Raw genomic sequence first — 23,957 nt, 5'->3', positions numbered from 1 at the left:
ATCGGAGAAGTGGGCGTTTATTCATATCTTCGAGACGAAAGAATCATGCAATGTCTTGCGCCAAAGTGGACAGGCCCGTTGAACAAAAGGGCTTGTCCCACATGCGTATTGTACGAAATGGGGTAAGATGAGGGGAATCTACTACGCACAGACTCCCCTCATCTTTAGTCCCTCCTAAAGCCTCGCAGAATATCAGCTTGTTCAATTGGGTTGTACATTTGGAATAATCGCGACGATGTGGGTGATAGGAATAAGAATAGAGGCTCCGTTGGTACGTGAGGAGGGTAAGGTCTGTAATTCAATGATTCCTTCGTCCACTCTCAGAAGCTTGCCGACTCGATAAGATCGACCCTCAGGTCCCCAATCCGTCGTAAGTAAGACCTCCACAAGTTGATCGTTTCTCATGCATTTGCCAAGTTCCTGACGAAGCCCTTCTATACATGCTTGATCCGCTGATTCTTCCCTCTCGACATCTACCTTCACTAACGGTGCCGGGATGACGATTGGCTTTGGAGCTTCTACTTGTACATAAGGTGCCTCTACTTGTACAACAGGCGGTTCTACTTGTACAACGGGAGCATCTACTTGCACAACAGGCGCTTCTACTTGAGGGGTGGGGGTGGTCACATTCACTTGAGGTGCGCGAACGTGGATACGCACAAAACGACGTAACTGCCTGAGCAGACTATTGGATTTGCGTTTGGTAGATCGCTTCTTGCAGCGGCAGCGGGCTTGCTTTGCTTTTAGCTGCTTCTTTCTCAATGCTTTCAAAGGCAACACCCTCCTAACTATGCATGCAATATCATATTCAACAGGGTGGCGACCGCATTGGACTAACACCTGATTTGACAAAATCAGGCAGGAAAACATTAGCAAAATTAGATGATTTTTTTAAAAAAACAGGAAAATCGTGTATACTTATCAGGTACTCTCAAAAAGAAAGATGGAGGTTTCTCATGAATCGTACGCCGATTGCCCCCATGGGAGTGGGGAAGCTGTTGGACAAGAGCTTTTCAGTGTATCGCCAGCATTTTGGAGCATTCTTTTTGTTGGCTTTAATTTGGTTCGGTCCATTATTACTCCTGCAGCAACTGCTTCTGGTTGACCTTACCAGAGTGCCTTTGCTCGCACAAGATACAGAAGGTATGGACTTTGCAGAATCGTTAGGCGCAAGATTTGCCGGACAAGAAGAATTTATGACACAAAGCTTGCCTATGTTGCTCATATTCATATTCCTTGTCGGACCGATTCTTTTGATCATCGCCTATCCGCAAATGATTTCCGGTTCGATTTTACTGACGAAGGCTGCTCTCGAGGGAGAGACCTTGAGCTTAAAAGATGCCTTGAAGGGGGCACTTCGCCGATTTTGGCCGCTCGCGGGCAGTACTTTCCTATATGGAGTAATCGCATTTGCAGTGTCGACAGCATTTGTCATCGTATATGGATTGATTTTCGTTATGATCGCCTTCGCTGGTGGAATGACATTGGAAACTATGTTTGATCCGTCAGACGAAGGCAGTATTGTGCTTATGATCGTTCTGGTTTTATTTGGCTATTTATTCTTAATTGCCGGGATGATGCTCGTACCGGGCTTTTTCTTAATTCGTTGGGGTTTTTATATGCCGCTCGTTCTGTTCGAACGCGATGGTATCGGAATCGGTGAGAGCTGGAATTTGACAAAAGGAAACTTTTGGCGTTTATTCGGTATTTTTGTTGTTTTGAGTGTGATCTACTCGATGTTCTCTAGCGGCATACAATTAGTACTCACGGGCGTCTTAGGCACATCTATTCTGGCGCAAATGATTCTGGTTGCACTTACCTGCCTCTTGAGTCCTTGGATGGCCATTGTTTACGCCTTGGCTTACTTTGATCTTCGTGTGAGAAAAGACGGGACAGATTTACAAGAGCTCGTAAGCCGTCAGCTTGCCACATCTGCACCAGTAGAACCAGCAGCTCCTACCCCTGCACAAGAGCCGGGAGTTACACATGATTAGCACGAGTCCTTGGGTAGATGACAAGGAGCATTTACAAGAGATTCTAGCCAGAGACGAGTTTAATTTGCCCCAAGGCAGTGGAGAGAACTGGATTCAAAGAGCCATGGAGTTTTTGATCGAGTTGATCGCCGATCTTTTTGAGTGGACCTATATTCCAACTGGTGCGGCAAATACCGTATCGACACTCGTGCTCATCCTGGCAGTACTGGGACTGGTCGGCATCATTTACTGGTTGTTCCGCAGGATGATTTGGGAACAGAAGAAGCATCGACCGCTGTTTATGGACGGTGAAAAAATACGTTCTCATGCAGATTATTTGCGTGATGCGAAGGAAAAAGCAGCGCGAGGAGAATGGCGGGAAGGAGAACGCTCGTTGTTTTTGGCGTTGTTGGTTTATTTGCAAATGAAGTCGTGGGTTCGTGTGGAGAAATGGAAAACGAATTGGGAATACGCAGAAGAAATTGAGGCAAATCAGCCGAGCTTACGCGATGTGTTCGGCAGTTTCGCACGAGAATTCGACGCTGTTTGGTACGGGCAGGCACTTGTTGATGAAGGGTCATTCTGGCAGCGTGTGAACGAACTGGAAGGCATCTGGCGCGAGGAGGGACAGCATGGATAGTTTGCGCACTTATCGCGTCGGAATCGTTGTGGCTACCTTGTTGCTCGTTATCGTGGGCTGGTTGATCGTCAAGCCTGCAGCTGAGCCTCTCCCACCGTACTTGGCTTCATCTGCACAGCCGAGTGGAATTAAGGCGGTGCTAGTACTACTGGAGGAAAAAGGCAAGCAGGTAAAGGAATGGCGTCAGCCGATGCGTTTTTTACCGACAGCAACTGGGCAGGCCATGCTCGTGGTAGAGCCGGAAAGGCTGATGCCAGAGGAACAGATAGATATTCTGGACTGGGTCAGTGAAGGCAATGACCTGATTCTCTTTCACTCGAGACCAGAGTGGGAAGATCTTCCCTTTGATACGGAGTACATCCGAGGTAAAGAAAAGCAGGAGCGGAACATTCAGGGACCTCTCGTTCAGGGCAGCTTCATGGGCAAAGCGGAGACCTCATTGAGATTTTTAGAAGAGGACGACATGGAGCCACTTCTCTACGACGATCAAGGGATACTCGGAGGAAGAACAGAAGTGGGAGATGGCAGTGTCACGTTTTTTCTCGTACCGGAATGGCTAACCAATCAAAAAATTGATCGACTGTCCCACTTTGAAGCGATCTGGCCGTATGTACAAGGGGATTGGTCAGTTCTTTGGGTAGATGAATACCATCACGGCTTGCAGGAAAAACCAGGTTTTTTGGCGATCTACCCGGGGTGGCTCATAGCCGCTTGCATCCAACTCGGTATCCTGCTTTTGCTGTATGTGTGGTGGAGAGGAAAACGATTCGGACCAGTCTATACGCTTAGGGAATGGACGGTGCGACGTGGTGATGAGACGTTGCTTGCCGTGTCTAGCTGGTATGAGCGAAGAGGGCTGGCAAAGGATGCGTTGCGACATCGAGAAACGTACATGCGACAGCTGTTGTACGATCGATGGGGAGTGCACCTGCGAGCTGATCGTGTGGAAATCGTGCGATATGCCAAAACAAGATGGACAAATCAAGAGGTAGAGAAATTCGCTCATCTGCTGGAGCGACTGGAGCAGGCAAAAAACGAAGGGCGATACTCGCCGAAGAGCTTGCTTGCAGACAGTCTTTTGTTGGATGAGATTACGAAGCGTCTGGAGAAGGAGTGACAACTACCGTGGAGCAATTGTTGCAACAAATGGAAAAAGAGCTGGTTGGTCAAAGGCAAAATATTCGGTTGCTGCTAACCGCTTTGGTTGCCGGTGGACACGTTTTGCTAGAAGGTGTACCCGGTATCGGAAAGACGAAAATGGTAAAGACCTTGTCGGAGTTGATGGGGGGCGCGAGTAAGCGCGTCCAGTTTACGCCTGACATGATGCCATCGGACATAATTGGTCATGTGGTGTTCAATATGCAGCAGAACCAGTTTGAGACAATCAAAGGTCCTGTTTTCGCCAACTTGCTGCTGGCGGACGAGATCAACCGGACTCCCCCGAAAACCCAAGCGGCCCTTTTAGAAGCCATGGAGGAGGGGCAAGTGACGATTCATGGTGTCACCTATCTTTTGCCAGATCCGTTTTTTGTCGTCGCTACGCAAAATCCGGTGGAGTATGAAGGAACGTATGTATTGCCGGAGGCTCAGCTCGATCGCTTTTTGTTCAAGCTAACGATGTCGTATCCTTCCCATGAAAATGAAAAGCAAATTCTCGCCAAACATATTCCCAACAAGCGCAGCCACGAACGTAATCAAGAGCCGCTCTTTACATGGGAGGCAATTTTGGAGAAGCGACGCGAATTAGAAGAAGTGGTTGTGGATGATTCGATTCTGGAGTACATTACGACATTGATTCGCAACACACGCGAAACGAAACGATTGCTCTTAGGTGCTAGCTCTCGTGCTGGAATTGCCGTGTTGATGGCGAGCAAAGCCTGGGCGCTTTTGGACAATCGCAAGTTTGTGACGCCGGATGACGTGAAGATGGTTGCCCGCCCTGCATTGCGGCACCGACTCATTCTGTCACCGCAGGTAGAATTGGAGGGGGGTACCAGTGACCACATCATCGAAGAGACGCTGGCGGCTATTCCAGTTCCTCGCTGATTTTTTGGCAGACCGTTTTGTCTTGCCATCCAAGCGACTGCTCGTGGCAGTTTTGCTGGGCACGCCCATCGCGATCGTCGGATTCCTACTGGAAATTGGCTATTCGCTCTTCTTTTTGTACAACGGCTTGCTCCTGATTGCTAGCGTCTTGGATTGGGTTACTATCCCCAAACGCCGGGACTTGTCGATCCAAAGAATCTTGCCTGAGCAGACGGATATCGGACAATCGTTTTCGATCGAGCTTGAGCTTGCCAATAGAAGCGGACAATCCGTATCGTACGCCATCGTGGATGATCTTCCGCTGTCATTTGAAGAAGCAGGACCAGTCACGGGTGTGATGGAACAACCCTTAACCAACATCAGTTTTGAAACAAGAGGAAAAGAACGCGGAGAGTACGTGTTCCGCTGGCTTTACATGCGGTGGCATGGCAAGTTCGGCTTGTGGTATCGCCAAAGCCGCTTTGTGTGCGAACAAACGATCAAGGTATACCCCGACCTTTCAGCCGTTCGAGGCTATTTGGCTTCGTTGCAGGAGAGTTTGATCGTCGACGGGAAAAAAATCATGCGCAGGGCGAAAGCGGGTACGGAATTCCATGCGATCCGCGATTACGTGCCTGACGATGATCCTCGGATGATTAACTGGTCCGCTTCAGCACGCTCCCGACGTCTGATGACGAATCAATATCGACCAGAGCATGGCAAGGTAATAACCATTCTGATCGATTGTGGCAGGTTGATGGGGGTCGAGCTGGATAACCAGACAAGACTGGATCGATCACTGGAATCTGCGCTCACATTAGCGGCTGTGGCATTGCGTCAAGGAGATCAGGTGGCGTTACTAGCCTATTCGCATGAGATCAAGACGTACATACCTCCAGGCAGAGGGCTGCGCCACTTGCACACTCTGTTGGAGGCGACCTACAACCTGACGAGTGATTTTGTAGAGGCTGATCCGGCGAAGGCACTTGAATTTTTGAATCGCCAGCAGAAGAGAAGGAGCTTGATCGTTCTTTTTTCTGATATGGAAAACTACCTCGTCGAAGATCAGTTGAGCAATTATTTGTGGCGGATGCGCCGTTCGCATTTGCTCTTGCTGCTGTCTTTGGCAGATCCGTTGCTGCATGAATGGAGTCATATAGACACGAGCAACAGTAGCTTGGCGTTTACGAAGGCGGTAGCTCAACGGTTCCAGCTCGATCGCAGGGCGTTTCAACAAAAAATGATCGGCGCGGGTATCCAGGTACTGGACATTCCGGCCGATCAATTAACGCTGACGGTTATCAATACTTACTTGGACATCAAATCAAGAGAAGCTTTGTGAGAATCCGGTCTGTATCCGAGTAAGTACCAGGCAATCAGCAAAAGCAATGTGCCAATAGCTACGATGTACTTGGCTTCGAGCGAGAGACTCGATGGAGTAATATAGCCCTCGATGATTCCCGCGATAAACAAAAGTGGAATGGTAGCCAACAGCAAATGCGCAGACTCTTTTGCCGCCTCCAAAAATTGATGTCTTCTTGCGTAGCGGCCAGGCACAAGCAGGCGGTAGCCCATGTGAAGACCTGCTCCGCCAGCAATGAAGATGGCAGTCAGCTCGATTACGCCGTGTGGCAAAATGTAGGCCCAAAAAGCATAGCTGCTATCTGCTTGATAGTACACGGCAGCCAAAGCTCCAACCAGAAGGCCATTGAATAAGAGAAGGTAGATGGGGACGATTCCAAATGTAATTCCACTGACAAAGGCCAGCATCGCGACTTTGATGTTGTTGGTCATAATCATCGTGGAGATGACCGGACTGTCTAGTGAGTCGTGCCCTTCTCCCAGCCTGGATGGATCGATCTGCTCAGCCATCCCTTGTGGCAATACATAATACAGGTTGAGTGGATCGACCATGACGGCGGCAAAGCCAGAAATACCACCGATGATGAAAAGAACGGCTGCGACACCAATGAAGCCCATTCGCTTATGTACGAGACCCATCAAGTAGCTGCCAAAGAAATGCTTGAGCTGCTGCCAACTGCCTATTCGCTGCTTGTAAGCCAAATTATGTGCACGTAAGACGAGTTGGTTTAAGTAGAGGGTGATCTCGTCTGCAGGATGGTAGGAGCGTACATAGGCCAAATGAGCAGATGTTTTCTTATATAGTTGTGTCAGGCGATCAATATCGGTAGCACTGATGTGCCGAGGTTGTCGGGTAAAACGCTCCACTAATTGTTCCAGTTCGGCCCAAGAGGCTTTATGCTTGTGCCAAAACGAGGTAATATCCATGTATAATGCCTCCTTCATTAGCGCGTGTGTAATAAACTCGAAAAAACCTCAAAGTTTCGAGGGGGGAAGAAAACTATCATGAATGAACCGACATACGTCAGTGGGTCAAATCGAGAAGCGTCTGTCGTGACACCCGAGCATGTGATGCTGCGATTTCAGACGGCAGGTCTAGGCAGCCGCGCCACTGCGATGCTGATTGATACAGGAATCTTGCTCCTGGTTAATCTTACTGTATTTCTATTGTTTGGTATAGTTTTATTTGGAAATGAAGATGATCTTTTCCTGGATTCTGGCAACTATGCGTTGGCCATCGTCATCCTGGCTATCTTCGTGGTGAATTTTGGCTACTATTGGTTACTGGAAGCGTTCTGGGGTGGACAGACCGTTGGCAAAAGGCTGGTGGGAATCCGGGTCATCCGTGATAATGGACAGCCTGCGACGTTTGTTTCCTCGACGATCCGGAATCTGTTTCGCATCATTGACGCAATGCCAACTGGTTATTTTCTGGGGGCGCTCGTCTGCTTTTTCCACCCCCGTGATAAGCGACTTGGCGATATGGTGGCGGGGACGATTGTCGTGATGGAGTCAGGACAGCGCTCGACTCTTTTTCAGAAAAAGAAAGACAAACAGCCAAACGGCTTTGATTTGAATCATGCGCTACTCGTGCTTGATGAACGCCAAAAACAGGCGATTACCCGAGAGGACTGGCAGCTGCTTTCCTCCTTCATCAGCAGATTATCTTCTTTATCTCAAGCGAAAAAATATGAACTCGGGAATCAAATTGCCAGCATCATGCGCAAAAAATTAGAGCTTGTCGAAGAACAGAACGCCAAGGAAGACCCGATCCTGTTTTTGCAAAGACTGCACAATCAGCTGCAAAGCGAATTTCAGCTTCGAAAATAAAGTGAAGTACCGCCAAAAATGTTGGCGGTATTTTCTTTTCTGGACGTATTTTTCCATTATTCCGCAAAAGGCTGCTTCAAAATCTTTCTATGTTATAATGAAACCTCACTCTATGTCACAGAAAGGAGGAGGGAGCCGATGGACGACAAATACATGGGAGCGTCTTCGACTTCGTCACCGACACTGCCACTTCCGGCAAACGGGAAGCAGAAAGGAAGACGCAGAAGAGGCAGTCTTTTTCAGGCATTGATTCCCTCCCAGACAGAAGGTAAGCGTCCTTTACTACCCATCGTTTTGGCCGTTCTGGTCTGGGTAGGACTTGCCTATGCTGGATATGCCTTTGCTGTTTATACGTTGGACAAGCAACAACAATTTGTGAACCAACGAATTGATCAAATTCAGGAAGACAATCAAAAGCAGATGAAGGCATTGGGAGATCAACTGACTCTGGTGCAGGAAGAAATGCAAAATGTCCAGAAGGGTTTGGGAAATCTGGAAGAAGATTTGGCATTGACGGGTGAAACCATTGGTGGCACCAACAAGACAAAAGAAGCCCTGCAGGATCGGGTTGACCAGCTCAACAAACAGCTGGTTGATTTGAAAGCATCTCTGAAAAAATTGGAGGATGCTGCCCGTGCTTGGTAAGATAAACCGTTTCTTTCTCTTTCTGTTGGCGCCTGCTCTCGGTTTCTTGGTCGCTTTTGCGCTGGACAATCCAGTGGACAAGCTCCAGACAGAAGGCTTGAAGCTCTCTTCTGCCGTAGCGAAGAGCCAAGCAGATGAGCTGGGGGAACGGCTCAACGACACCAAGGTGCAGCTTCGAAACGTGGAATTCGTCATCGAAGACATCCGGGATCGCTCGAAAAAGGAACAGAAGGAATACGAGCAACAAAACAAGAAGATCAGTAGCGCACTGGAAGCGAGTAAATCCCAGACACAAAAATCTGCGGATGTATTGGACACGATTTTGTCCAACATGCTTGGCAAGCCGATCGGTCAACACTTCGGGAAAAACGCGACCGTGAAAGTTTATTCCCTGCAAGAAGGCGGATACCGCGGTTATATGGCCAAAGTTCGCCTCAATGATCCGAAAGCGCTGAAAATGGTGCTGGCCAACAACTCTGTGAAAAGTAAAGGGGAAACGACGAGTCAAGCTGGTAAGCGTACTGGAGCCATTCTTGCGATTAATGCAGGCGGCTTTATGTCGGACAAGCAGGGCAATCTGACTCCATTAGGCATTACGGTTGTTGACGGCAAGATTCGAACCTTTTCCAATAATGCGAAGCTGAGCTTTGTCGGTTTCAACAACAAAGGTCATCTGGTCGGAACAAGCATCAAGACGCAGGCACAAATTACGCAACAAGGGATATTGCAGGGCGCGAGCTTCTTGCCGCGTCTCTTGCAGGACGGCAAGCGATTGCCTATTCCTCGCGAATGGGCGAATGCACGTCAACCGCGAACATTGATCGGCCATTTCGACAACGGCGATTTGTTGCTGATTGTCATTGACGGAAGACGAGACGGCTGGAGTAATGGGGTTACGTTGGAGGAAGCGCAAAGAAAGCTGCAAGAGTGGCATGTCGTGGATGCGTATAATCTCGACGGCGGTGGCTCCAGTGCGTTTTATTACAATGGCAAGCTGTTGAACAAGCCTTCAGGCGGCAAAGAACGGCGCGTGGTGAGCAATTTGGTCATCATGCCATAAGCAAAAATCGCAACACTCTTCTGTGAAGACGACAAGTCTTGCTGCAGAAGAGTGTTTTTTTCTGTAGAGAAAAGTTTGCCTAGGCAACTGTCATTGTGGGTTGACCTTAAAAAATGCTGAAAATTATAATAATAGAAGAAGTTAACGAAATGGAATAGGAGGGATCGCATGAAAAAAGGGATGTTGGTTGCCCTCACGATTGTTTCCGTGCTTTCGTTTCCGCATTTTGCTGTGGGAAAAGTCCCAGGTGTGCCAGCAGGAGTGCAAGGAGCTACAAAAGGAATTGTCGCGGTCTCTCATCCAGCAGCGGCGCAGGTCGGTAGAGATATCCTGGCAAAGGGCGGCAATGCGATTGACGCTGCGGCTGGAATCCAATTTGCGTTGAATGTGGCCGAACCGTATATGTCCGGCATCGGCGGCGGTGGTTTTATGATGATTTATGTCAAGGATCAAAACAAAGTGACGGTAATAGATAGTCGAGAAGTGGCTCCTGCCAAGGTGACTCCCGATATGTTTTTACAGGCAGATGGTAAGCCGATCCCATTTGAGGAGAGACATATGAGCGGTCAGGCCGTAGGTGTCCCAGGTACATTGCTTGGCGTAGAGCAGGCGTTGAAATCGTATGGGACATGGGACTTGGAAAAAGTGATAGAACCGTCGATTGAATTAGCGGAAAAAGGAGTTCGCGTCAATTGGGTGTCCGCTCAATTTATTGCCAATTCCATGGAAAAGCTGAAGAAGCACGAGACGGCTGCACAGGTGTTTGCGCCAAACGGAGTTCCACTCAAAGAAGGCGAGATGCTGGTTCAGCCCCAATTGGCGAAAACGTTGAAGATCATCCGCGACAAAGGGGCAGATGCCTTGTATGAAGGGGAAATTGGCAAGGCTCTCGTTGAGGAAGTACAAAGAACGGGTGGCTCTATGAGTCTCGATGATTTGCGGGCGTATCAAGTAAAGGAGCGTGAACCAGTCCGCGGCATGTATCGCGGATATGAAGTGATTTCGATGGCACCACCCAGCTCTGGCGGCTTGACACTCATTCAGATTTTGAAGCTGATGGAAGGCTACGATAACAAAAAGGACGGAATCGGGTCGGTAGCCTATTTGCATCATCTGATCGAAGCCAACCACCTCGCTTACGCAGATCGGGCGGCTTTTATGGCGGACGAGGATGTTTATCCAGTACCAAGAAAGGGGCTGATTGCGGACAAATACATCAAGGAACGGCGTCAGCTCATTCATGAAGAGACCGCGAATGCCGATATAGTGGAAGGCGATCCTTGGAAGTACGATCCCGGAAAAAAGCCAGAGGTGTCGATAAAACTGAGAGATCAATCTCCGGTCAAGCAGACTACGCATTTCTCTGTGATGGACAGATGGGGGAATATCGTGGCGTATACGACCACCATTGAAGATATTTTTGGAAGCGGTGTGATGGTTCCGGGATACGGCTTCATGCTCAATAACGAGCTGACAGATTTTGACGCGATTCCTGGCGGAGTCAATCAGGTCGAGCCCGGAAAGCGTCCGCGTTCCAGTATGACGCCAACCATGGTGCTAAAAGACGGGAAGCCTTTTTTAGCGATTGGCTCACCTGGTGGTTCCACGATTATCGCCTCTGTATCGCAGACGATTCTCAATGTGATCGATCATGGAATGGAAATTGAGGATGCGATCCGTGCGCCACGCATTTTTTCGAGCAGCTATCCGAATGTGACGTGGGAAGCGGGCATTGACCAAGATGTCATCCTGCAATTGATGGCAAAAGGTCACGTCTTTGCTGAGGAACCGACGAACATTGGCAACGTCCAAGCGATTGTGTACGATTTTGAAACAGGCAAAATGTACGGCGGGGCGGATAACACACGCGAGGGCACTGTACTCGGGGTCGATGCCATCGCGTATACGGCTGCTCAGCCAATCCAGTCTCCAAAAGAAAAAGATGGCCCTTTTGATTTACAAGTAAACGGCCATGTTTACCCATACACAGCAGAGCAAAAAGTGATGATAGATGGAGTAGCACATGTTCACGCCAAAAAGCTGCTGTTAGGGTTGGGACAAAAAGTGACGTCCTTCCAGTCTGATGTGGTCATGGTGAAGGGAATCCCTTACTTGCCTGTCAAAAAAGTTGGCGAGAAGCTGGGCTATACAGTCGTGTGGAAGGAAGGAGAGCGAACCATCGAGTTGAAAAGCAAAAAGTAGGCTGATCAAGGAAAGGATGTAGCAAAAATGAAGAAAGTACTTGTACTCGGCGGAACGCGATTTTTTGGAAAGCGATTGGTCCAGCTTCTCGTTGAAACGGGGGCAGATGTTACGGTGGCAACGAGGGGACTTACCCAAGTGGAGTTACCTGCCGCTGTCAAAAGAATAACGCTTGATCGCGATGACATCCACTCATTAATGGCTGCAGGGGAAGAGCAGTGGGACGTGGTGTACGATAATATCTGTTATTCCTCTCAAAATGCAATGGATGCGTGTAAGGTTTTTCGGGGGAAAGTGGGAAAGTACGTTTTGACCTCAACCTTGTCCGTCTACGATTATGCCGAGGAACCGCTACAGGAAGAAGCATTTGATCCATACACGTATGCAATCAACCGGAAAACGAGAGACGAGATAACTTATCAAGAGGGGAAGCGTCAAGCAGAAGCCGTCTTTTTTCAAGAAAAAGCCTTCCCTGTCGTAGCTGTTCGTTTTCCAATCGTACTGGCGGAAGATGATTACACACGGCGGCTATGGTTTCATATTGAGCATGTGCAAGAGGAGCGGCCGATTGGGATCACGAATCCCGCTACCCAGATGTGCTTTATACATGCACAGGAAGCAGCTCAATTTTTGGAATGGGTGGCGACAGCGTCCATCACAGGGCCAGTGAATGCGTGCTCGGATGGGACTGTTTCGCTTGCTGAGCTGATGGAGACAATTGCGCAAACAGTCGGAAAACCTGTCCGAATCGAGAAAACGACAGATGCTTCTGATGCGTCTCCCTTTGGATTTGCAGCTTCCTTTTACATGAATAACGGTAAGGCTAAGGCAGCGGGCTTTCCATTTTGGTCGCTGGATGAATGGTTACCGGCGCTTATCCAAAGCCTAAACGAGGAATATACCTTTTGAAAAAGCGTGACCTATCTACCTTTTCTTTCGTAGTACTCCGTGGTAAGGTAGAGCAGACATATGTGTCTGTAAGGAACCAGGAGGATCGATCATGAACAAAAATCGCACCAGCAGCCTTGCGATCGTCGCAGCATTATCAGTAGCACTACTCAGTGGATGTGAACCTCCCTCATTAGGCGGATTGCTATCCAGTGAATCGAATGGACAGCCGGCAGCTGAGGGAACACAATCAACGACAGTTGAGCCAAATAAAGAGGAGAAAGCACGTCCCCAACGGGCATCTCTTGCAGAGACGATAAAAGATGTGGATGGAGTGCCAACCGTTACGAATGCTACAGATCTCTCGGTTGTCGTAAATAAACAGCGGGCATTGCCTGGCGATTATATTCCACCGGATTTGGTAGAGCCGAATGTTCCATTTCCTTTTGATGAAAAAGTGGAGAAGCGATTGCTGAGAGCAGAAGCCGCACAAGCTTTAGAAGAACTGTTTGCCAAAGCAAAGACAGAAGGCATTGAACTGTATGCCGTTTCTGGCTACCGCTCGTATAAGACCCAAAAATCGCTGTACGAAACGTATGTAAGGACGCAAGGTGCTGAACATGCTGCTGCTTACAGTGCGGTACCTGGAAAGAGCGAGCATCAGACTGGCTTGGCTATGGATGTGTCCGGATATGATGCAAGCACACGCTTGGAAGAATCATTTGCTGAGACACCAGAAGGTATATGGCTGGCAGCCAACTGTGCAGACTATGGGTTTGTTATTCGTTATTTGAAAGGCAAGGAAGATACGACTGGATATGCGTATGAGCCTTGGCATTTGCGTTATGTAGGGAAGGAAATGGCGAAAGAAATTATGGCAAGTGGTCTTACTTTGGAGGATTATTTTTCGGAAGCGACCATTGCCCACAAATAACGCCATCGAAAACGAAAAGAGCCGCCCCGATAAGGAGCGGCTTTTTGCTGCCTGAATAAATGTTAACGTGGGAGGCGAATCTGGGACAGCGGCCAGTATACAACCTCTGCTCGTCCGACTACATGATCCAGTTGAACAGGGCCAATAACGCGGCTGTCCATACTATTGTTGCGATTATCCCCCATGACAAATACACTGCCTTCTGGAATCTTTACAGGATCAAAATCTTCGGTTAACGTTACACCTGCTGTAGAGGTTTTTAGCTTGTTTTCGACCAAATACTCTTCGCTGAGGGGTTGGCCATTGACATACACTTGATCATTTTTGGCTTCAACGGTGTCGCCAGCTACTGCGACCACGCGCTTGATCCAGTTGTCACCAGTTGCATCCGGGTGAATGATGACGATATCGCCAGGTTGCGGTTCTTTGAGGTAGTAAATCGCTTTGTTTACGATGACACGTTCGCGGTCATGCAACGTACTTTCCATGGAACGCCCTTGGACGACGTAGGGAGCCATGACAAATACGTAGATGAAGGCAGTCAATCCGCCAATCAAGACAAACGATTTTAACCAATCAAGCAATTCCACTTTCCATTTTGGTGTAGGGTTGGTTTGTTCCATTGAAATTCTCCTATGTATGTGATTTCTTTGGCAAACATGCCTGAGTCAAATGCCTCGTGTGTGTAAGGCTGTCTTCCCATTATACATGCTTTACGAATAGATACGAAAGATGATTCAAGGAAATAATTGGCTTCGTGGATAAAACGGAGAAAGTCGTAACATTATTTTACAAGCATATCTATTGTCAGTTTTTCCTGTTTGAGTTAAGATGTTCTTGAAATAAGTTTTACAATAAAAATATTAAGTGGTAAACACTTTGTCTGGCTCATACATATCTTTCGTGAAAAGAAATAATTTCGGGAGTGCTATTGATCTTCCGGTACTTAGGCTATATAGTTTTATAGTAAAAGTACTTATATTATTAATTTTCCGAAAATAGGTGATGTCGTGAGCAATATGTCCCGTGCCAGTAAACTTGAGGAACTGGATCGAGTTTTTGTCGAGATTGCTCGTTTCTTTATTAACAATTGGCTAGAGGAAGAGTCAATCAGTCCGAAGCAGTTTATCTTGTTGCGTGTGCTACATCAAAAAGGACGAAGCACAGTTTCTGAGCTGGCGACTATTTTGAAGTTATCCAATAGTGCCACCACAATCGCACTCAATCGGTTGGTTAAGGCCGGTTTTATTGACCGGGTTCGAGACGAACAGGATCGACGTGTCGTGTGGGTCACTTTGTCACAACAAGCCGTTCCAACTCTGGAAGGACTTCTGTGCCACAGGAGAGCACTAGTGGGAAAGCTGCTGGAGAATCTGACTGACGACGAATTAGAGCAGTTTACGTATTTTCTCAGGAAAATGCAGCAGTGCATATAGCATACCTTCAAGTTCGGGTTTGGGGACATTCGTGTAAGACAAAAGTGTGTACCGCGGAATGGGAGTGTACACATATGAAAAAGAAAAGCACACTGATCATGAGTTCTTGTATCTTAGGAGCAGCTCTCTTCACACAAGCTGCATTTGCTGAAGAGGCAGTAAAAGCTACTGAAACGACTACTGCAACAGAAGCAAAAACAACTGCAACTGAAGAAAAACCAGCGACTACTGAAGAAAAACCAGCAACTACTGAAGAAAAGCCGGCAACTGATGCAACAACAACTGCACCAGCAACTAAACCTGAAGTAAAACCTGCGACTCCACAAACCGTTACTCCAATTCAAGGTTTGACTCAACAAGGTGGCTGGGTTATCATGCCAGGTAAAGATGAGTATGTATGGGTAAGTGGTCAATATGTTCCAGTCATCTCTAACGTAGCTGGTTGGGCAATGATGCCAGGAGTAGATCAATTTGTTACAACTGGTGGCGTAACTCCTGTGAGTGCTCCAGCAGCTGGTTGGGCAATGATCGCTCCAGAATCCGATAACGAAAAATAAGCATAGCTGATAATAAAGGCGCTTTGTCCCTCGAATTGGGCAAGGCGCCTTTTTGGCTAAAGCTGGAGATTCCCGTACAAACTAAAGCGGATTCAACCAAAGGGAAGGAGGAATGAAAATGGCAGGTTATGATAAGGATCAGGCTCGATCCAGGGCGAGAGAGTTGGGCATGGAGGATGCAGGCGGAGCCGTCTACTATCAAGCGGCAGACGAATATACGGCTGGACTGGCAACGACACGGGAGCTGGTCAGTGACATGTACAAGATGGGAACCATTGAGGACAGGAAACAGACGATGTAAAAACGGAAGAAAAGAGCAAGGCCAGCCTGGATGTAAGAAGGCTGGCCGCTTTTTGTTTCGTTGATAAAAAATTTTTTATTGACTTAGTAGATTGTATCGGTAAAAATACAAGAGGAATCAGAAAATTTAAAAAGGGTGTGCCACGAATGAGAGACTCACGATTAGATCAATTAGCGTACAATCTGGTTAACTATTCTGTACGAGTACAGCCAGGGGAAAACATTTTGATCAACGCGAAAGGGGACACACCGGATTTGGTGCAAGCCCTCGTGCGTGAGATTTACAAAGCAGGCGGCAGTCCTTATGTTCAATTGATTGATCCCGCCGTAAGCCGAGAAATCGCAATGAATTGCAATGAAGATCAGTTAAAGACCATGGCTCAACATGAAGTTGAACTCATGGAGAAAATGCAAGGTTATATCGGCATTCGTGCAGCGAACAACATCAATGAGATGGCTGATGTTCCAAGTGACAAGCTCGGCATCTATTCTCGCCTGTATGAGCTGCCCGTGATGAATGTGCGCGTGCCTAAAACGAAGTGGGTTGTTCTTCGTTATCCGAATCCTTCCATGGCACAGCTTGCGAACATGTCTACAGCAGCTTTTGAAGATTTTTACTTCCAGGTATGTAACCTGGATTACGCGAAAATGGACAAAGCAATGGACAGTCTGGTTGACTTGATGAATCGCACAGACAAGGTACGCTTGGTAGGACCTGAAACGGATCTCACCTTCTCAATTAAGGACATTCCTGCTGTAAAATGTGCTGGCCTGCGCAATATACCGGATGGTGAAGTGTATACAGCACCTGTAAAGGATTCCGTAAATGGCGTTATCACTCATAATGCGCCAACACCATACCACGGCTTCACATTCGAAAATGTCCGCCTGACCTTCAAGGACGGCAAAATTGTGGAAGCAACAGCGAACGATACCGAACGCTTGAATCAAATTTTGGATACGGACGAGGGAGCGCGTTTCGTTGGGGAATTCGCTATCGGTGTGAATCCTTACATTCGCAACCCGATGAAAGATATCTTGTTTGACGAAAAAATAGACGGAAGCTTCCACTTCACGCCTGGTCAATGCTATGACGAAGCTTACAATGGCAACAAATCGTCTGTGCACTGGGACATGGTTTCCATCCAGCGTCCAGAATGGGGCGGAGGGGAAATCTGGTTTGATGACGTCCTGATTCGCAAAGATGGTCGTTTTGTCATTGCAGAGCTTGAATGTCTGAATCCAGAAAACTTGAAAGGGTAAGGCAAAGCCTACCCAAATCATTTGTCGTACTGACGGAGCCTTTCGTGGGCAAGCATAATATCCATTTCTAGCTGAAATAGCATGTGCAAATTGCTTGAAGGAAGGGTAATTCTGCGTGCCGCGTGGTAGAGAAGTGGCTTGTTTTGTTTGATAACCGTCATGATTTCCACAACGGGAGGAACGACTTGCTTGATTCTTAGCAGGCTTTGCAAATAGCGGAGAAATGTTTGAATACTAGCCTGGTCATCCTTGTTCGGTACCGTTTCAATCAAAGCGAAAAAGTCTCGGACGATGATACGTTTCGTCTCTTGAGGCTCCACTATGGTTGTGCGATTCACTAGATCCACCTCACGGGAAAGAGTAACAGCTTCTTTTCTTTTCCCGCTGAATGACAAGGAATAAACCTTTTGTCTGATAAAAAGTCTTTGGCATGTGCGTGTGCCAAAGACTTTTTGTTTTTATGACTCACGATGACCATCGTAGACGCTTGCTTCTTCCATTGGAATCCGTATGCGCAGGAGCAGCCAGGCATTCAAGAGAGAAAAAGTCAGAGCAGTAGCCACAGCGGAAAATGTCAAGGGCAGTAGGAGTAGCTCAAGCGATACGACCAAGTAGTTGGGGTGACGAATGAACCGATAAGGACCTCGCTTGATCGGAGCCTCGCCCGGGAGTATGAAGATGCGTGTATTCCACCGTTTGCCCAAGCTGCGAATACACCAATAACGTAGTCCTTGGGCGATCAAAAACAGGCTGAACGGAACCGCCCACCAAGAGGGCAGAACCATGGAACTGCCTTTTCCCACCACTTCGAAAATAAGCGAGAGAAAAAAGAGAAAATGAAGAAGGACGATGTATTTGTAATGACTCGCCCCAACTTCGTAGCCCCCTTTTGAGCGGATATAGCGGGCATTCCTCACGGCAACGAGTAGCTCCACCAGTCGCTGCAACACGACTCCAGCCATGACAAATCCAAAGAAGAGCAACATGACTATCTCGCCTCCAGAAGTAAGAGCTCGGAGCTAAATCCAGGTCCAAGCGCAGCGACCAATCCGCGATCTCCTGGCTCCCACGCCTTCTCCATGCTTTTTTCCAAGACGAAGAGAACCGTAGGGGAAGACATGTTTCCAAAATTGGTTAGGACATCTTCAGAAAAACGAGTGGCTTCGGTACCAATGCCCAGAGAACGCTGGTAAGCCGTTAATACCTTGGCTCCACCTGGATGGAAAATGAAGTGACGTAGATGGTCAATAGACATCCCATGCGGTGACAAAAAACTCTCCACGTTTTCTCGCATCGAAGACCGGATGAGAGTAGGGATATCGCGAGAGAAAATCACTTTTAACCCAGGATCGGTCAATTCCCATCCCATGACATCTACGGTGTCCGGCCATGTTGTCGTTCGCGCATCACAAAATTGAACCTTAGGTGTGTCCGAAGAGGACGAGACTTGGTCTCCTTCAATTAATACGGCTGCAGCTCCATCTCCAAAGAGGCACGTTGCGACCAAATTGCTTTTAGACAAATCTTGTCGGATAAAGGTCAAGCCGCATAGTTCTACGCTCACAAGCAATACTCGCCGGGAGGGATAAGCCTGGGTGTACTCACATGCGCGAGACAATCCCATCGCTCCACCGGCACAGCCAAGACCCCACAACGGAACACGGGTTGCTTGCGATCGGAGTCCCAAGCGGTGGAGCAAGCGGGAATCAAGGCTTGGGGTCGCAATGCCAGTGCTTGATACAAACATCAAACAATCGATGGATGCCGGCTCAACTCCAGCTTTCGTAAAACACTTTCGGGCTGCTTCCTCTGCCAAAGCTTCCGCATGTTCGATATACAATTGATTTTTCTCTGCAAATGGCCGGTCTTCCAAAAACCAATCCATTGGCATACTAAAATGTCGTTTTTGAATGCGACTGTGTGCAAACACGTGTAACAAACGGTCTATATCGGGAAAGGCATCTTGAAAAAATAGGCGCGCCAGCTTGATGGAGTCCTCTTGTGTAATCTCATGGGAAGGTACTGCTGTAGCCACGGCTTCTATACGGGGCATACATTCATTCACTCCCGTCTATTTTTATTAGGCATTAGCTTATCCCTTCCAATTGGTTCCAATTCATGCAGCACCATGTGCATAGACCACAGGCTGATTGTCAGGAGCTTTCGATGATTCGCTTGATTGAATAAGTGGCAGTTTCGTGGTTTTGCTTGATAGGTCTAATGTACGAATAGAAAGAAGGTTACATCGGATGGATCGGGGGTAGTGTACTTTGGGATCACGCTGGATCAGCTTGGGTGTGTCCTGTGTGATCATCTCGGTTTGGCTGATCGGTTACGGATTGCCGAGGGATGAGAGCATGATTGTCTTTCTTTTACTTGTGGGTGTCATTCAGTCGGTTGCTGCCTATCAAATAGGGAAATATGTAGAGCGGTTGCGGCAGATGGCTTATCATGATTCACTTACAGGCGTTCTCGTCAATCGCAGATTTCTGGACAAATTGGTTGAAGAAGTAGAGTTGGCAAAAAGCAATCATCAATCTGTTACTTTATTGTTTATTGATTTGGATAATTTCAAAATATTCAATGATTCATTTGGCCATTTGGAAGGCGGCAGGTGTCACGGTCAGTATCGGAGTAGCCTCGTATCCACACCATGCTGCAACAGCGGAAGAGTTAGCGAAAAAAGCAGATATGCTTATGTATGAAGCGAAAAAAAGGAAAGATTGCATGATGGTCGCTTCGAATGAAATGATAAATATTGGCAAGACTAACACTCGTCATCTCTCTTGACATGGGTGTTTTTTTTTATTGTAAAGAGCATTTACAAAAACTTAATAATTCCTTAAAGAAAAATATACACATTTGACCTTGATTTTAAATTTACGGAAACATTAACATTCGATATAATCTGTTAGGTGTGATTTATTCAAAGGAGTGAAGAAGTCCCATATGTTGAAATCAAACAAGTATATCTTCTTTGATCTGTTCGAACAGCAGATTGCCACGGTACACAAAGGAACTCATCTTTTCTATGAAATGATAGGAAATTATCATGATCTGGAAACAAAGGTTAAGGCAATCAAGGCTGTCGAGAAAGAAGGAGACGAAATCGTTCGTCGCATCATGAACGAGTTGAACTCTACTTTTATCACTCCGCTTGAGCGTGAAGACATTCACCAACTCGCTCATACGATGGACTCGATGATCGACTACATTGACGGTGTTGCTGATCGTATGTATTTGTACCAAGTGACTCAACCAGATCCACGTGTATTGGCACAAGCCAATATTTTGGTGAAATGCTCGGCTAAGCTGATCGAGCTGATTCGCACACTGCGCAAACTGGATCATAAAGTCGTTACACAAATCGCTGGGGAAATTAAAGATTTGGAGCATGAATCTGACTCCAACTACCGTAAAATGGTATCTGATTTGTTGAATTCTCCTGATACCAACCCAATGGAAGCGATCAAACTCAAAGAGATTTACGATAAGCTCGAAGACTGTGCTGACTTCGCTGAGGACGTCTCCAACCTGGTAGAAGGGATCGTGTTAAAGAATGCTTGATCTTTCGCCAGAGGTGATTATTCTCGTACTCGTCGTCATCATGGCGTTAGCATTTGACTTTATTAATGGTTTTCACGATACGGCGAACGCGATTGCGACTTCTGTTTCCACGCGCGCATTAAGTCCAAAAACGGCGATTATTATTGCATCCTTGTGTAACCTGATTGGTGCACTCTCGTATACGGGGGTAGCGAAGACAATCGGGGGAGGCATTACTGATCCATTCAAGCTGGAAAATGGATTGGTCGTCGTTTTGGCCGCGTTGACATCTGCGATTTTGTGGAACCTAATCACCTGGTGGTTCGGAATTCCTAGCTCGTCCTCGCACGCGATTATCGGCGGCGTTGCAGGTGCCGCTTTTGGTGCCGCAGGAAGTGGTGCCATTAACTGGTCGGGCTTCATTAGCATTATCCAAGCGTTGATCGTATCGCCGCTTGTTGCCTTCGCTGTTGGTTTTGTGGTGATCAAGCTGGTGTCTTGGTTCGTTCGTAACTCCGCGTATCACAAAACCAATAAAGGTTTCCGTTCGATGCAAGTATTGTCAGCGTCTTGGCAGGCTTTCAGCCATGGAGCCAACGATGCGCAAAAAACAATGGGCGTAATCACCCTTGCTTTGATTTCTGGAGGATTCTTGGTACAAGCACCGGGCGAATTCGTTATTCCACTGTGGGTAAAACTTTCAGCTGCTCTTGCAATGGCTTTAGGTACAGCCTTTGGTGGATGGCGGATCATCAAGACCTTGGGTGGTAAGATTATGAAAATCAAGCCAATTTCCGGTTTCTCAGCAGACCTGTCTTCTGCCTTGATTATCACAATCTTTACAGCTTTGAAACTGCCAGTGAGCACAACGCATGTGATCACATCCGCCATCTTGGGGGTAGGGGCATCGCAAAAGCTGAACGCAGTAAAATGGGGCTTGGCTGGCCGGATTTTGGTCACTTGGGTCATTACCCTTCCGATTACCGGACTTTTGGCTGCTGCCTGCTACGTCGTGTTTGACGTATTCTTGTAGAGCTACATCTTTATCCAATAGATAACAGACACCTTTCCGTGTAGAGTACGCGGGGAGGTGTCTTTTTCATTAGCTTGATCCAGTTAAACGCTCCCATAAGCCAGGCTTAGGTTTAATTTGCACGAGGCGAATGGCAGAGAATGGGATATAGTCCAGCGAGCCGTCCCGTTCTTCAATTAATATGCCATTGGGGCTGTAATCATACAATTTACCTTCTGCATATGCAGATAATCCTTGGCCGACCATATCAGGAGCGAAATGAATACGTACATAACGATCGAGATACTCTTCCAAAATTCCATCATCCATCTTATTCCCATCCTTTTTTATTCTTTCTCCTAGTTATTGCCTGCATTGCGACAATTCAGACAAGGCAAAGAAAAAACCACCCAGTCGGACTGACCTGAGTGGCAATGGATATGGCATGTTGATGTTATTCGATCGAGTTTTGGGAATGTCCGGCCTGCTTGCTTTTTCGTGCAAACACGAGCAGCAAGATGACACCGGCAGCAATCAAGCACAGACTGACTAATTGAGCGACACGCAGGGTATCGGCTATCAACAAACTGTCTGTACGCATGCCCTCAATGAAGAAGCGTCCAATCGAATACAGGATCATGTAGCTGAACAAGACCTGTCCATCGAATTTTTTGAATCGGTACAGTATGAGCACGAGAATGCCAAACACGATAAGGTTCCATATCGATTCATACAAGAATGTAGGATGGTAGTACTGTCCGCCGATAAACATTTGCTCGCGGATGAATGCGGGGAACTTTTCCATAAACTCGGCAGAGACTGGACCACCATGAGCTTCCTGGTTGATAAAGTTTCCCCAACGCCCGATGGCTTGACCCAAAATGACACTCGGCATAAAAATGTCAGCCAAGCGAAGGAACGGCAGATTATGCTTTCGAATATACCAGGTTCCTGCCAGAACACCACCGATTAATCCGCCGTGAATAGCCAAGCCGCCTTGCCAAACTGCGAAGATGTCCAGTGGGTTGTCTTTGTACTGCTGCCATTCAAACGTAACATAATACAATCTTGCACAAACGATGGCTGCTGGAATGATCAGAACCACCATGTTCAAGACGTGATCAGGATCAATGCCAGAACGTTTGGAATTGTAGCGCGCGAGATAAGTACCCAAGAAAAATGCCAGCCCCATAATAATGCCATACCAGTGAATCTTTAAGGGGCCGATTGCAATTGCGATCGGATCGATCATGAATGTGCCTCCTTGCCTTAAAACATCTGTGCCAAGTATAGCACAAATAGACTGCAGGATTCCAACTAATGGCTTACCGGGACTGCAAAAAGCCGAGGATGCCATCAAGAGAGGACCGCTTTGTCGGAGCAGAAATGGATGAGAATAAATCTCCGATTGTTTCCAGGCGTTTGGGTACCGTATAAACGGTGAAGTCTGTGGGATGACAATGGGGAACCTCTTTCCACAGAAGTGGCGTTGATACGGTAGCCTGTGGTTTTGCGCGGGTTGAATAAGGGGCTGGCAGTGTCTTACCGCGCCAGTGTTGCAAATAATCAATGTATAGCTTATTTCCCCGATTCTTCACGAAACGCTCGATGGTTAAAAGTGAGGGATGCTTGCTGACTAAATAGGATGCGATGAAATGTCCGACTTGGCGGGTCTGTTCAAACGTATAGCAAAGTTCGATCGGAACATAAACTTGCAAGCCGCTCGAACCAGATGTCTTGACCCATGAAGGCAACTGTAATTCATCGAGCAGCTCTTTCAATAAGAGGGCAGACTCTATCACAACACCAAAATCATCTGTGGAAGGATCGAGGTCAAACACGAGCTCAGTCGGAGTCTCATCCTTGGCGAGATGAAAAGAGACGTGCCACTCCAATGCTGCTTGATTCGCCATCCATACGAGTGTCGCTCGGTTATTGCACAGTACGTAACGTACGTTTTCCCATGTATGCGTTTGTATCCAGTCGGGTGCATAGTCTGGGGCATTTTTTTGATAGAAGTGCTTGTCACCGATTCCGTGCGGGTAGCGAATGACGGTTAAGAGCCGATCCTTGCTATACCTGAGCAGTGGGTCTGCAACAATCAGCAAATAGCGCAAGTAATCTAGCTTGGTTACCTCGGCCTCTGGCCATAGAGGCTTGTCAGGATTTGTGATGGACAATACGTGATTGTCGATCGTCAGCTCGTACTCTTTTGTTGCAGGACGCAATGACGTTTTCACCTTCTTTTGAAACGGTATAGGTGTTCCTACTATCTCCCACCCAC

The 23,957-nt window shown here is 47.4% G+C and carries 28 protein-coding genes; 19 read left to right on the top strand and 9 right to left on the bottom strand.

Annotation, left to right across the window (positions count from 1 at the left end; genetic code table 11):
- Positions 1–201: 201 nt before the first annotated feature.
- Entirely contained in the window at positions 202–780 is a 579-nt protein-coding gene (locus FO446_RS17860; protein ID WP_229088087.1) for a hypothetical protein, read from the bottom strand.
- A 176-nt stretch (positions 781–956) separates the two neighbouring features.
- Here FO446_RS17860 and FO446_RS17855 point away from each other — a divergent pair, with 176 nt between their 5' ends.
- The 5 genes from FO446_RS17855 to FO446_RS17835 are packed head-to-tail and all read left to right on the top strand — an operon-like array spanning position 957 to position 5,980.
- On the top strand, positions 957–1,994 hold the full coding sequence (locus FO446_RS17855; RefSeq protein ID WP_173608099.1) for a DUF7847 domain-containing protein: 1,038 nt from the start codon (positions 957–959) through the stop codon (positions 1,992–1,994).
- Positions 1,987–2,613, top strand: a complete 627-nt coding sequence (locus FO446_RS17850) for a DUF4129 domain-containing protein (RefSeq protein ID WP_221868401.1) — start codon at positions 1,987–1,989, stop codon at positions 2,611–2,613. The genes FO446_RS17855 and FO446_RS17850 overlap by 8 nt, the downstream gene beginning before the upstream one ends.
- Positions 2,606–3,730, top strand: a complete 1,125-nt coding sequence (locus tag FO446_RS17845; RefSeq protein ID WP_237898657.1) for a DUF4350 domain-containing protein — start codon at positions 2,606–2,608, stop codon at positions 3,728–3,730. The genes FO446_RS17850 and FO446_RS17845 overlap by 8 nt, the downstream gene beginning before the upstream one ends.
- A gap of 8 nt (positions 3,731–3,738) precedes the next feature.
- Positions 3,739–4,659 carry an AAA family ATPase gene (locus FO446_RS17840; protein ID WP_237898656.1) on the top strand — a complete coding sequence of 307 codons (921 nt, stop codon included), beginning with the start codon at positions 3,739–3,741 and terminating at the stop codon, positions 4,657–4,659.
- Positions 4,610–5,980 carry a DUF58 domain-containing protein gene (locus FO446_RS17835; RefSeq protein WP_237898655.1) on the top strand — a complete coding sequence of 457 codons (1,371 nt, stop codon included), beginning with the start codon at positions 4,610–4,612 and terminating at the stop codon, positions 5,978–5,980. Before FO446_RS17840 ends, FO446_RS17835 begins: the two co-directional genes overlap by 50 nt.
- Here the strand turns inward: FO446_RS17835 and FO446_RS17830 are convergent.
- Positions 5,947–6,927, bottom strand: a complete 981-nt coding sequence (locus tag FO446_RS17830) for a stage II sporulation protein M (RefSeq protein ID WP_237898653.1) — start codon at positions 6,925–6,927, stop codon at positions 5,947–5,949. The genes FO446_RS17835 and FO446_RS17830 overlap by 34 nt on opposite strands.
- A 78-nt stretch (positions 6,928–7,005) precedes the next feature.
- Here FO446_RS17830 and FO446_RS17825 point away from each other — a divergent pair, with 78 nt between their 5' ends.
- The 6 genes from FO446_RS17825 to FO446_RS17800 all read left to right on the top strand — a co-directional run bounded on the left by FO446_RS17825 (position 7,006) and on the right by FO446_RS17800 (position 13,559).
- On the top strand, positions 7,006–7,830 hold the full coding sequence (locus tag FO446_RS17825; RefSeq protein ID WP_237898651.1) for an RDD family protein: 825 nt from the start codon (positions 7,006–7,008) through the stop codon (positions 7,828–7,830).
- A gap of 138 nt (positions 7,831–7,968) precedes the next feature.
- Positions 7,969–8,475 carry a coiled-coil domain-containing protein gene (locus FO446_RS17820; RefSeq protein WP_173608092.1) on the top strand — a complete coding sequence of 169 codons (507 nt, stop codon included), beginning with the start codon at positions 7,969–7,971 and terminating at the stop codon, positions 8,473–8,475.
- The gene (locus tag FO446_RS17815; protein WP_237898649.1) at positions 8,456–9,535 is read left to right on the top strand and encodes a phosphodiester glycosidase family protein; all 1,080 of its coding nucleotides are present in this window, start codon (positions 8,456–8,458) and stop codon (positions 9,533–9,535) included. The genes FO446_RS17820 and FO446_RS17815 overlap by 20 nt, the downstream gene beginning before the upstream one ends.
- A gap of 168 nt (positions 9,536–9,703) precedes the next feature.
- Positions 9,704–11,737, top strand: coding sequence for a gamma-glutamyltransferase (ggt, locus tag FO446_RS17810; RefSeq protein ID WP_237898647.1), 2,034 nt, complete (start codon positions 9,704–9,706; stop codon positions 11,735–11,737).
- 27 nt (positions 11,738–11,764) lie between these two features.
- Entirely contained in the window at positions 11,765–12,646 is an 882-nt protein-coding gene (locus FO446_RS17805) for an NAD-dependent epimerase/dehydratase family protein (protein ID WP_173608089.1), read from the top strand.
- A 91-nt stretch (positions 12,647–12,737) separates the two neighbouring features.
- On the top strand, positions 12,738–13,559 hold the full coding sequence (locus FO446_RS17800; protein ID WP_173608088.1) for a M15 family metallopeptidase: 822 nt from the start codon (positions 12,738–12,740) through the stop codon (positions 13,557–13,559).
- 62 nt (positions 13,560–13,621) lie between these two features.
- Here the strand turns inward: FO446_RS17800 and lepB are convergent, their stop codons facing one another.
- Positions 13,622–14,182 (bottom strand): signal peptidase I, encoded by a 561-nt coding sequence (lepB, locus tag FO446_RS17795; protein WP_173608087.1) that lies wholly within the window; start codon positions 14,180–14,182, stop codon positions 13,622–13,624.
- A gap of 387 nt (positions 14,183–14,569) precedes the next feature.
- Between lepB and FO446_RS17790 the strand changes: the two genes are divergently transcribed.
- From FO446_RS17790 to FO446_RS17775, 4 genes are all read left to right on the top strand, one after another.
- Positions 14,570–14,995: a MarR family winged helix-turn-helix transcriptional regulator gene (locus FO446_RS17790; RefSeq protein WP_015891940.1), complete on the top strand. Its 426-nt coding sequence runs from the start codon at positions 14,570–14,572 to the stop codon at positions 14,993–14,995.
- Positions 14,996–15,069: 74 nt separating this feature from the next.
- A complete protein-coding gene (locus FO446_RS17785) occupies positions 15,070–15,552 on the top strand; it encodes a hypothetical protein (protein ID WP_232773288.1) in 483 nt (160 codons plus the stop codon).
- 118 nt (positions 15,553–15,670) lie between these two features.
- Positions 15,671–15,853 (top strand): YozQ family protein, encoded by a 183-nt coding sequence (locus FO446_RS17780; protein WP_173608085.1) that lies wholly within the window; start codon positions 15,671–15,673, stop codon positions 15,851–15,853.
- Between the two features lie 146 nt (positions 15,854–15,999).
- Positions 16,000–17,115 (top strand): aminopeptidase, encoded by a 1,116-nt coding sequence (locus FO446_RS17775; protein ID WP_173608084.1) that lies wholly within the window; start codon positions 16,000–16,002, stop codon positions 17,113–17,115.
- Positions 17,116–17,132: 17 nt separating this feature from the next.
- Here FO446_RS17775 and FO446_RS17770 read toward each other — a convergent pair whose 3' ends face one another.
- The 3 genes from FO446_RS17770 to FO446_RS17760 all read right to left on the bottom strand — a co-directional run bounded on the left by FO446_RS17770 (position 17,133) and on the right by FO446_RS17760 (position 19,168).
- Positions 17,133–17,453, bottom strand: a complete 321-nt coding sequence (locus tag FO446_RS17770; protein ID WP_026043151.1) for a hypothetical protein — start codon at positions 17,451–17,453, stop codon at positions 17,133–17,135.
- Between the two features lie 120 nt (positions 17,454–17,573).
- A complete protein-coding gene (locus FO446_RS17765; RefSeq protein WP_173608083.1) occupies positions 17,574–18,101 on the bottom strand; it encodes an isoprenylcysteine carboxyl methyltransferase family protein in 528 nt (175 codons plus the stop codon).
- A 2-nt stretch (positions 18,102–18,103) separates the two neighbouring features.
- Positions 18,104–19,168, bottom strand: a complete 1,065-nt coding sequence (locus tag FO446_RS17760) for a type III polyketide synthase (RefSeq protein ID WP_221868396.1) — start codon at positions 19,166–19,168, stop codon at positions 18,104–18,106.
- 217 nt (positions 19,169–19,385) lie between these two features.
- Here FO446_RS17760 and FO446_RS17755 point away from each other — a divergent pair, with 217 nt between their 5' ends.
- The 4 genes from FO446_RS17755 (at position 19,386) to FO446_RS17745 (ending at position 21,694) form a co-directional block, all read left to right on the top strand.
- On the top strand, positions 19,386–19,820 hold the full coding sequence (locus FO446_RS17755; RefSeq protein WP_370648027.1) for a GGDEF domain-containing protein: 435 nt from the start codon (positions 19,386–19,388) through the stop codon (positions 19,818–19,820).
- On the top strand, positions 19,744–19,905 hold the full coding sequence (locus FO446_RS29110) for a hypothetical protein (RefSeq protein WP_232773361.1): 162 nt from the start codon (positions 19,744–19,746) through the stop codon (positions 19,903–19,905). Before FO446_RS17755 ends, FO446_RS29110 begins: the two co-directional genes overlap by 77 nt.
- Before the next feature lie 159 nt (positions 19,906–20,064).
- Positions 20,065–20,682 (top strand): DUF47 domain-containing protein, encoded by a 618-nt coding sequence (locus FO446_RS17750; RefSeq protein WP_173608081.1) that lies wholly within the window; start codon positions 20,065–20,067, stop codon positions 20,680–20,682.
- Positions 20,675–21,694 carry an inorganic phosphate transporter gene (locus tag FO446_RS17745; RefSeq protein WP_173608080.1) on the top strand — a complete coding sequence of 340 codons (1,020 nt, stop codon included), beginning with the start codon at positions 20,675–20,677 and terminating at the stop codon, positions 21,692–21,694. Before FO446_RS17750 ends, FO446_RS17745 begins: the two co-directional genes overlap by 8 nt.
- A gap of 69 nt (positions 21,695–21,763) precedes the next feature.
- Here FO446_RS17745 and FO446_RS17740 read toward each other — a convergent pair whose 3' ends face one another.
- From FO446_RS17740 to ligD, 3 genes are all read right to left on the bottom strand, one after another.
- Positions 21,764–22,003, bottom strand: coding sequence for a hypothetical protein (locus FO446_RS17740; RefSeq protein WP_237898643.1), 240 nt, complete (start codon positions 22,001–22,003; stop codon positions 21,764–21,766).
- A 124-nt stretch (positions 22,004–22,127) separates the two neighbouring features.
- The gene (gene lgt / locus FO446_RS17735) at positions 22,128–22,925 is read right to left on the bottom strand and encodes a prolipoprotein diacylglyceryl transferase (RefSeq protein WP_173608078.1); all 798 of its coding nucleotides are present in this window, start codon (positions 22,923–22,925) and stop codon (positions 22,128–22,130) included.
- A gap of 73 nt (positions 22,926–22,998) precedes the next feature.
- Entirely contained in the window at positions 22,999–23,901 is a 903-nt protein-coding gene (gene ligD, locus FO446_RS17730) for a non-homologous end-joining DNA ligase (RefSeq protein ID WP_221868395.1), read from the bottom strand.
- Positions 23,902–23,957 lie beyond the last annotated feature (56 nt).

Origin of the sequence: Brevibacillus brevis, assembly GCF_022026395.1 — a bacterium.
Taxonomy (GTDB): domain Bacteria; phylum Bacillota; class Bacilli; order Brevibacillales; family Brevibacillaceae; genus Brevibacillus.
This window is presented reverse-complemented; position numbering and strand designations above follow the sequence as displayed.

Coding starts and splice junctions, on each gene's coding strand:
- FO446_RS17855 (WP_173608099.1), top strand. CDS start 957: ATGAATCGTACGCCGATTGCCCCCATGGGAGTGGGGAAGCTGTTGGAC.
- FO446_RS17850 (WP_221868401.1), top strand. CDS start 1,987: ATGATTAGCACGAGTCCTTGGGTAGATGACAAGGAGCATTTACAAGAG.
- FO446_RS17845 (WP_237898657.1), top strand. CDS start 2,606: ATGGATAGTTTGCGCACTTATCGCGTCGGAATCGTTGTGGCTACCTTG.
- FO446_RS17830 (WP_237898653.1), bottom strand. CDS start 6,927: ATGGATATTACCTCGTTTTGGCACAAGCATAAAGCCTCTTGGGCCGAA.
- FO446_RS17825 (WP_237898651.1), top strand. CDS start 7,006: ATGAATGAACCGACATACGTCAGTGGGTCAAATCGAGAAGCGTCTGTC.
- FO446_RS17820 (WP_173608092.1), top strand. CDS start 7,969: ATGGACGACAAATACATGGGAGCGTCTTCGACTTCGTCACCGACACTG.
- FO446_RS17815 (WP_237898649.1), top strand. CDS start 8,456: ATGCTGCCCGTGCTTGGTAAGATAAACCGTTTCTTTCTCTTTCTGTTG.
- ggt (WP_237898647.1), top strand. CDS start 9,704: ATGAAAAAAGGGATGTTGGTTGCCCTCACGATTGTTTCCGTGCTTTCG.
- FO446_RS17805 (WP_173608089.1), top strand. CDS start 11,765: ATGAAGAAAGTACTTGTACTCGGCGGAACGCGATTTTTTGGAAAGCGA.
- FO446_RS17800 (WP_173608088.1), top strand. CDS start 12,738: ATGAACAAAAATCGCACCAGCAGCCTTGCGATCGTCGCAGCATTATCA.
- lepB (WP_173608087.1), bottom strand. CDS start 14,182: ATGGAACAAACCAACCCTACACCAAAATGGAAAGTGGAATTGCTTGAT.
- FO446_RS17785 (WP_232773288.1), top strand. CDS start 15,070: ATGAAAAAGAAAAGCACACTGATCATGAGTTCTTGTATCTTAGGAGCA.
- FO446_RS17780 (WP_173608085.1), top strand. CDS start 15,671: ATGGCAGGTTATGATAAGGATCAGGCTCGATCCAGGGCGAGAGAGTTG.
- FO446_RS17775 (WP_173608084.1), top strand. CDS start 16,000: ATGAGAGACTCACGATTAGATCAATTAGCGTACAATCTGGTTAACTAT.
- FO446_RS17765 (WP_173608083.1), bottom strand. CDS start 18,101: ATGTTGCTCTTCTTTGGATTTGTCATGGCTGGAGTCGTGTTGCAGCGA.
- FO446_RS17760 (WP_221868396.1), bottom strand. CDS start 19,168: ATGCCCCGTATAGAAGCCGTGGCTACAGCAGTACCTTCCCATGAGATT.
- FO446_RS17750 (WP_173608081.1), top strand. CDS start 20,065: ATGTTGAAATCAAACAAGTATATCTTCTTTGATCTGTTCGAACAGCAG.
- FO446_RS17745 (WP_173608080.1), top strand. CDS start 20,675: ATGCTTGATCTTTCGCCAGAGGTGATTATTCTCGTACTCGTCGTCATC.
- FO446_RS17740 (WP_237898643.1), bottom strand. CDS start 22,003: ATGGATGATGGAATTTTGGAAGAGTATCTCGATCGTTATGTACGTATT.
- lgt (WP_173608078.1), bottom strand. CDS start 22,925: ATGATCGATCCGATCGCAATTGCAATCGGCCCCTTAAAGATTCACTGG.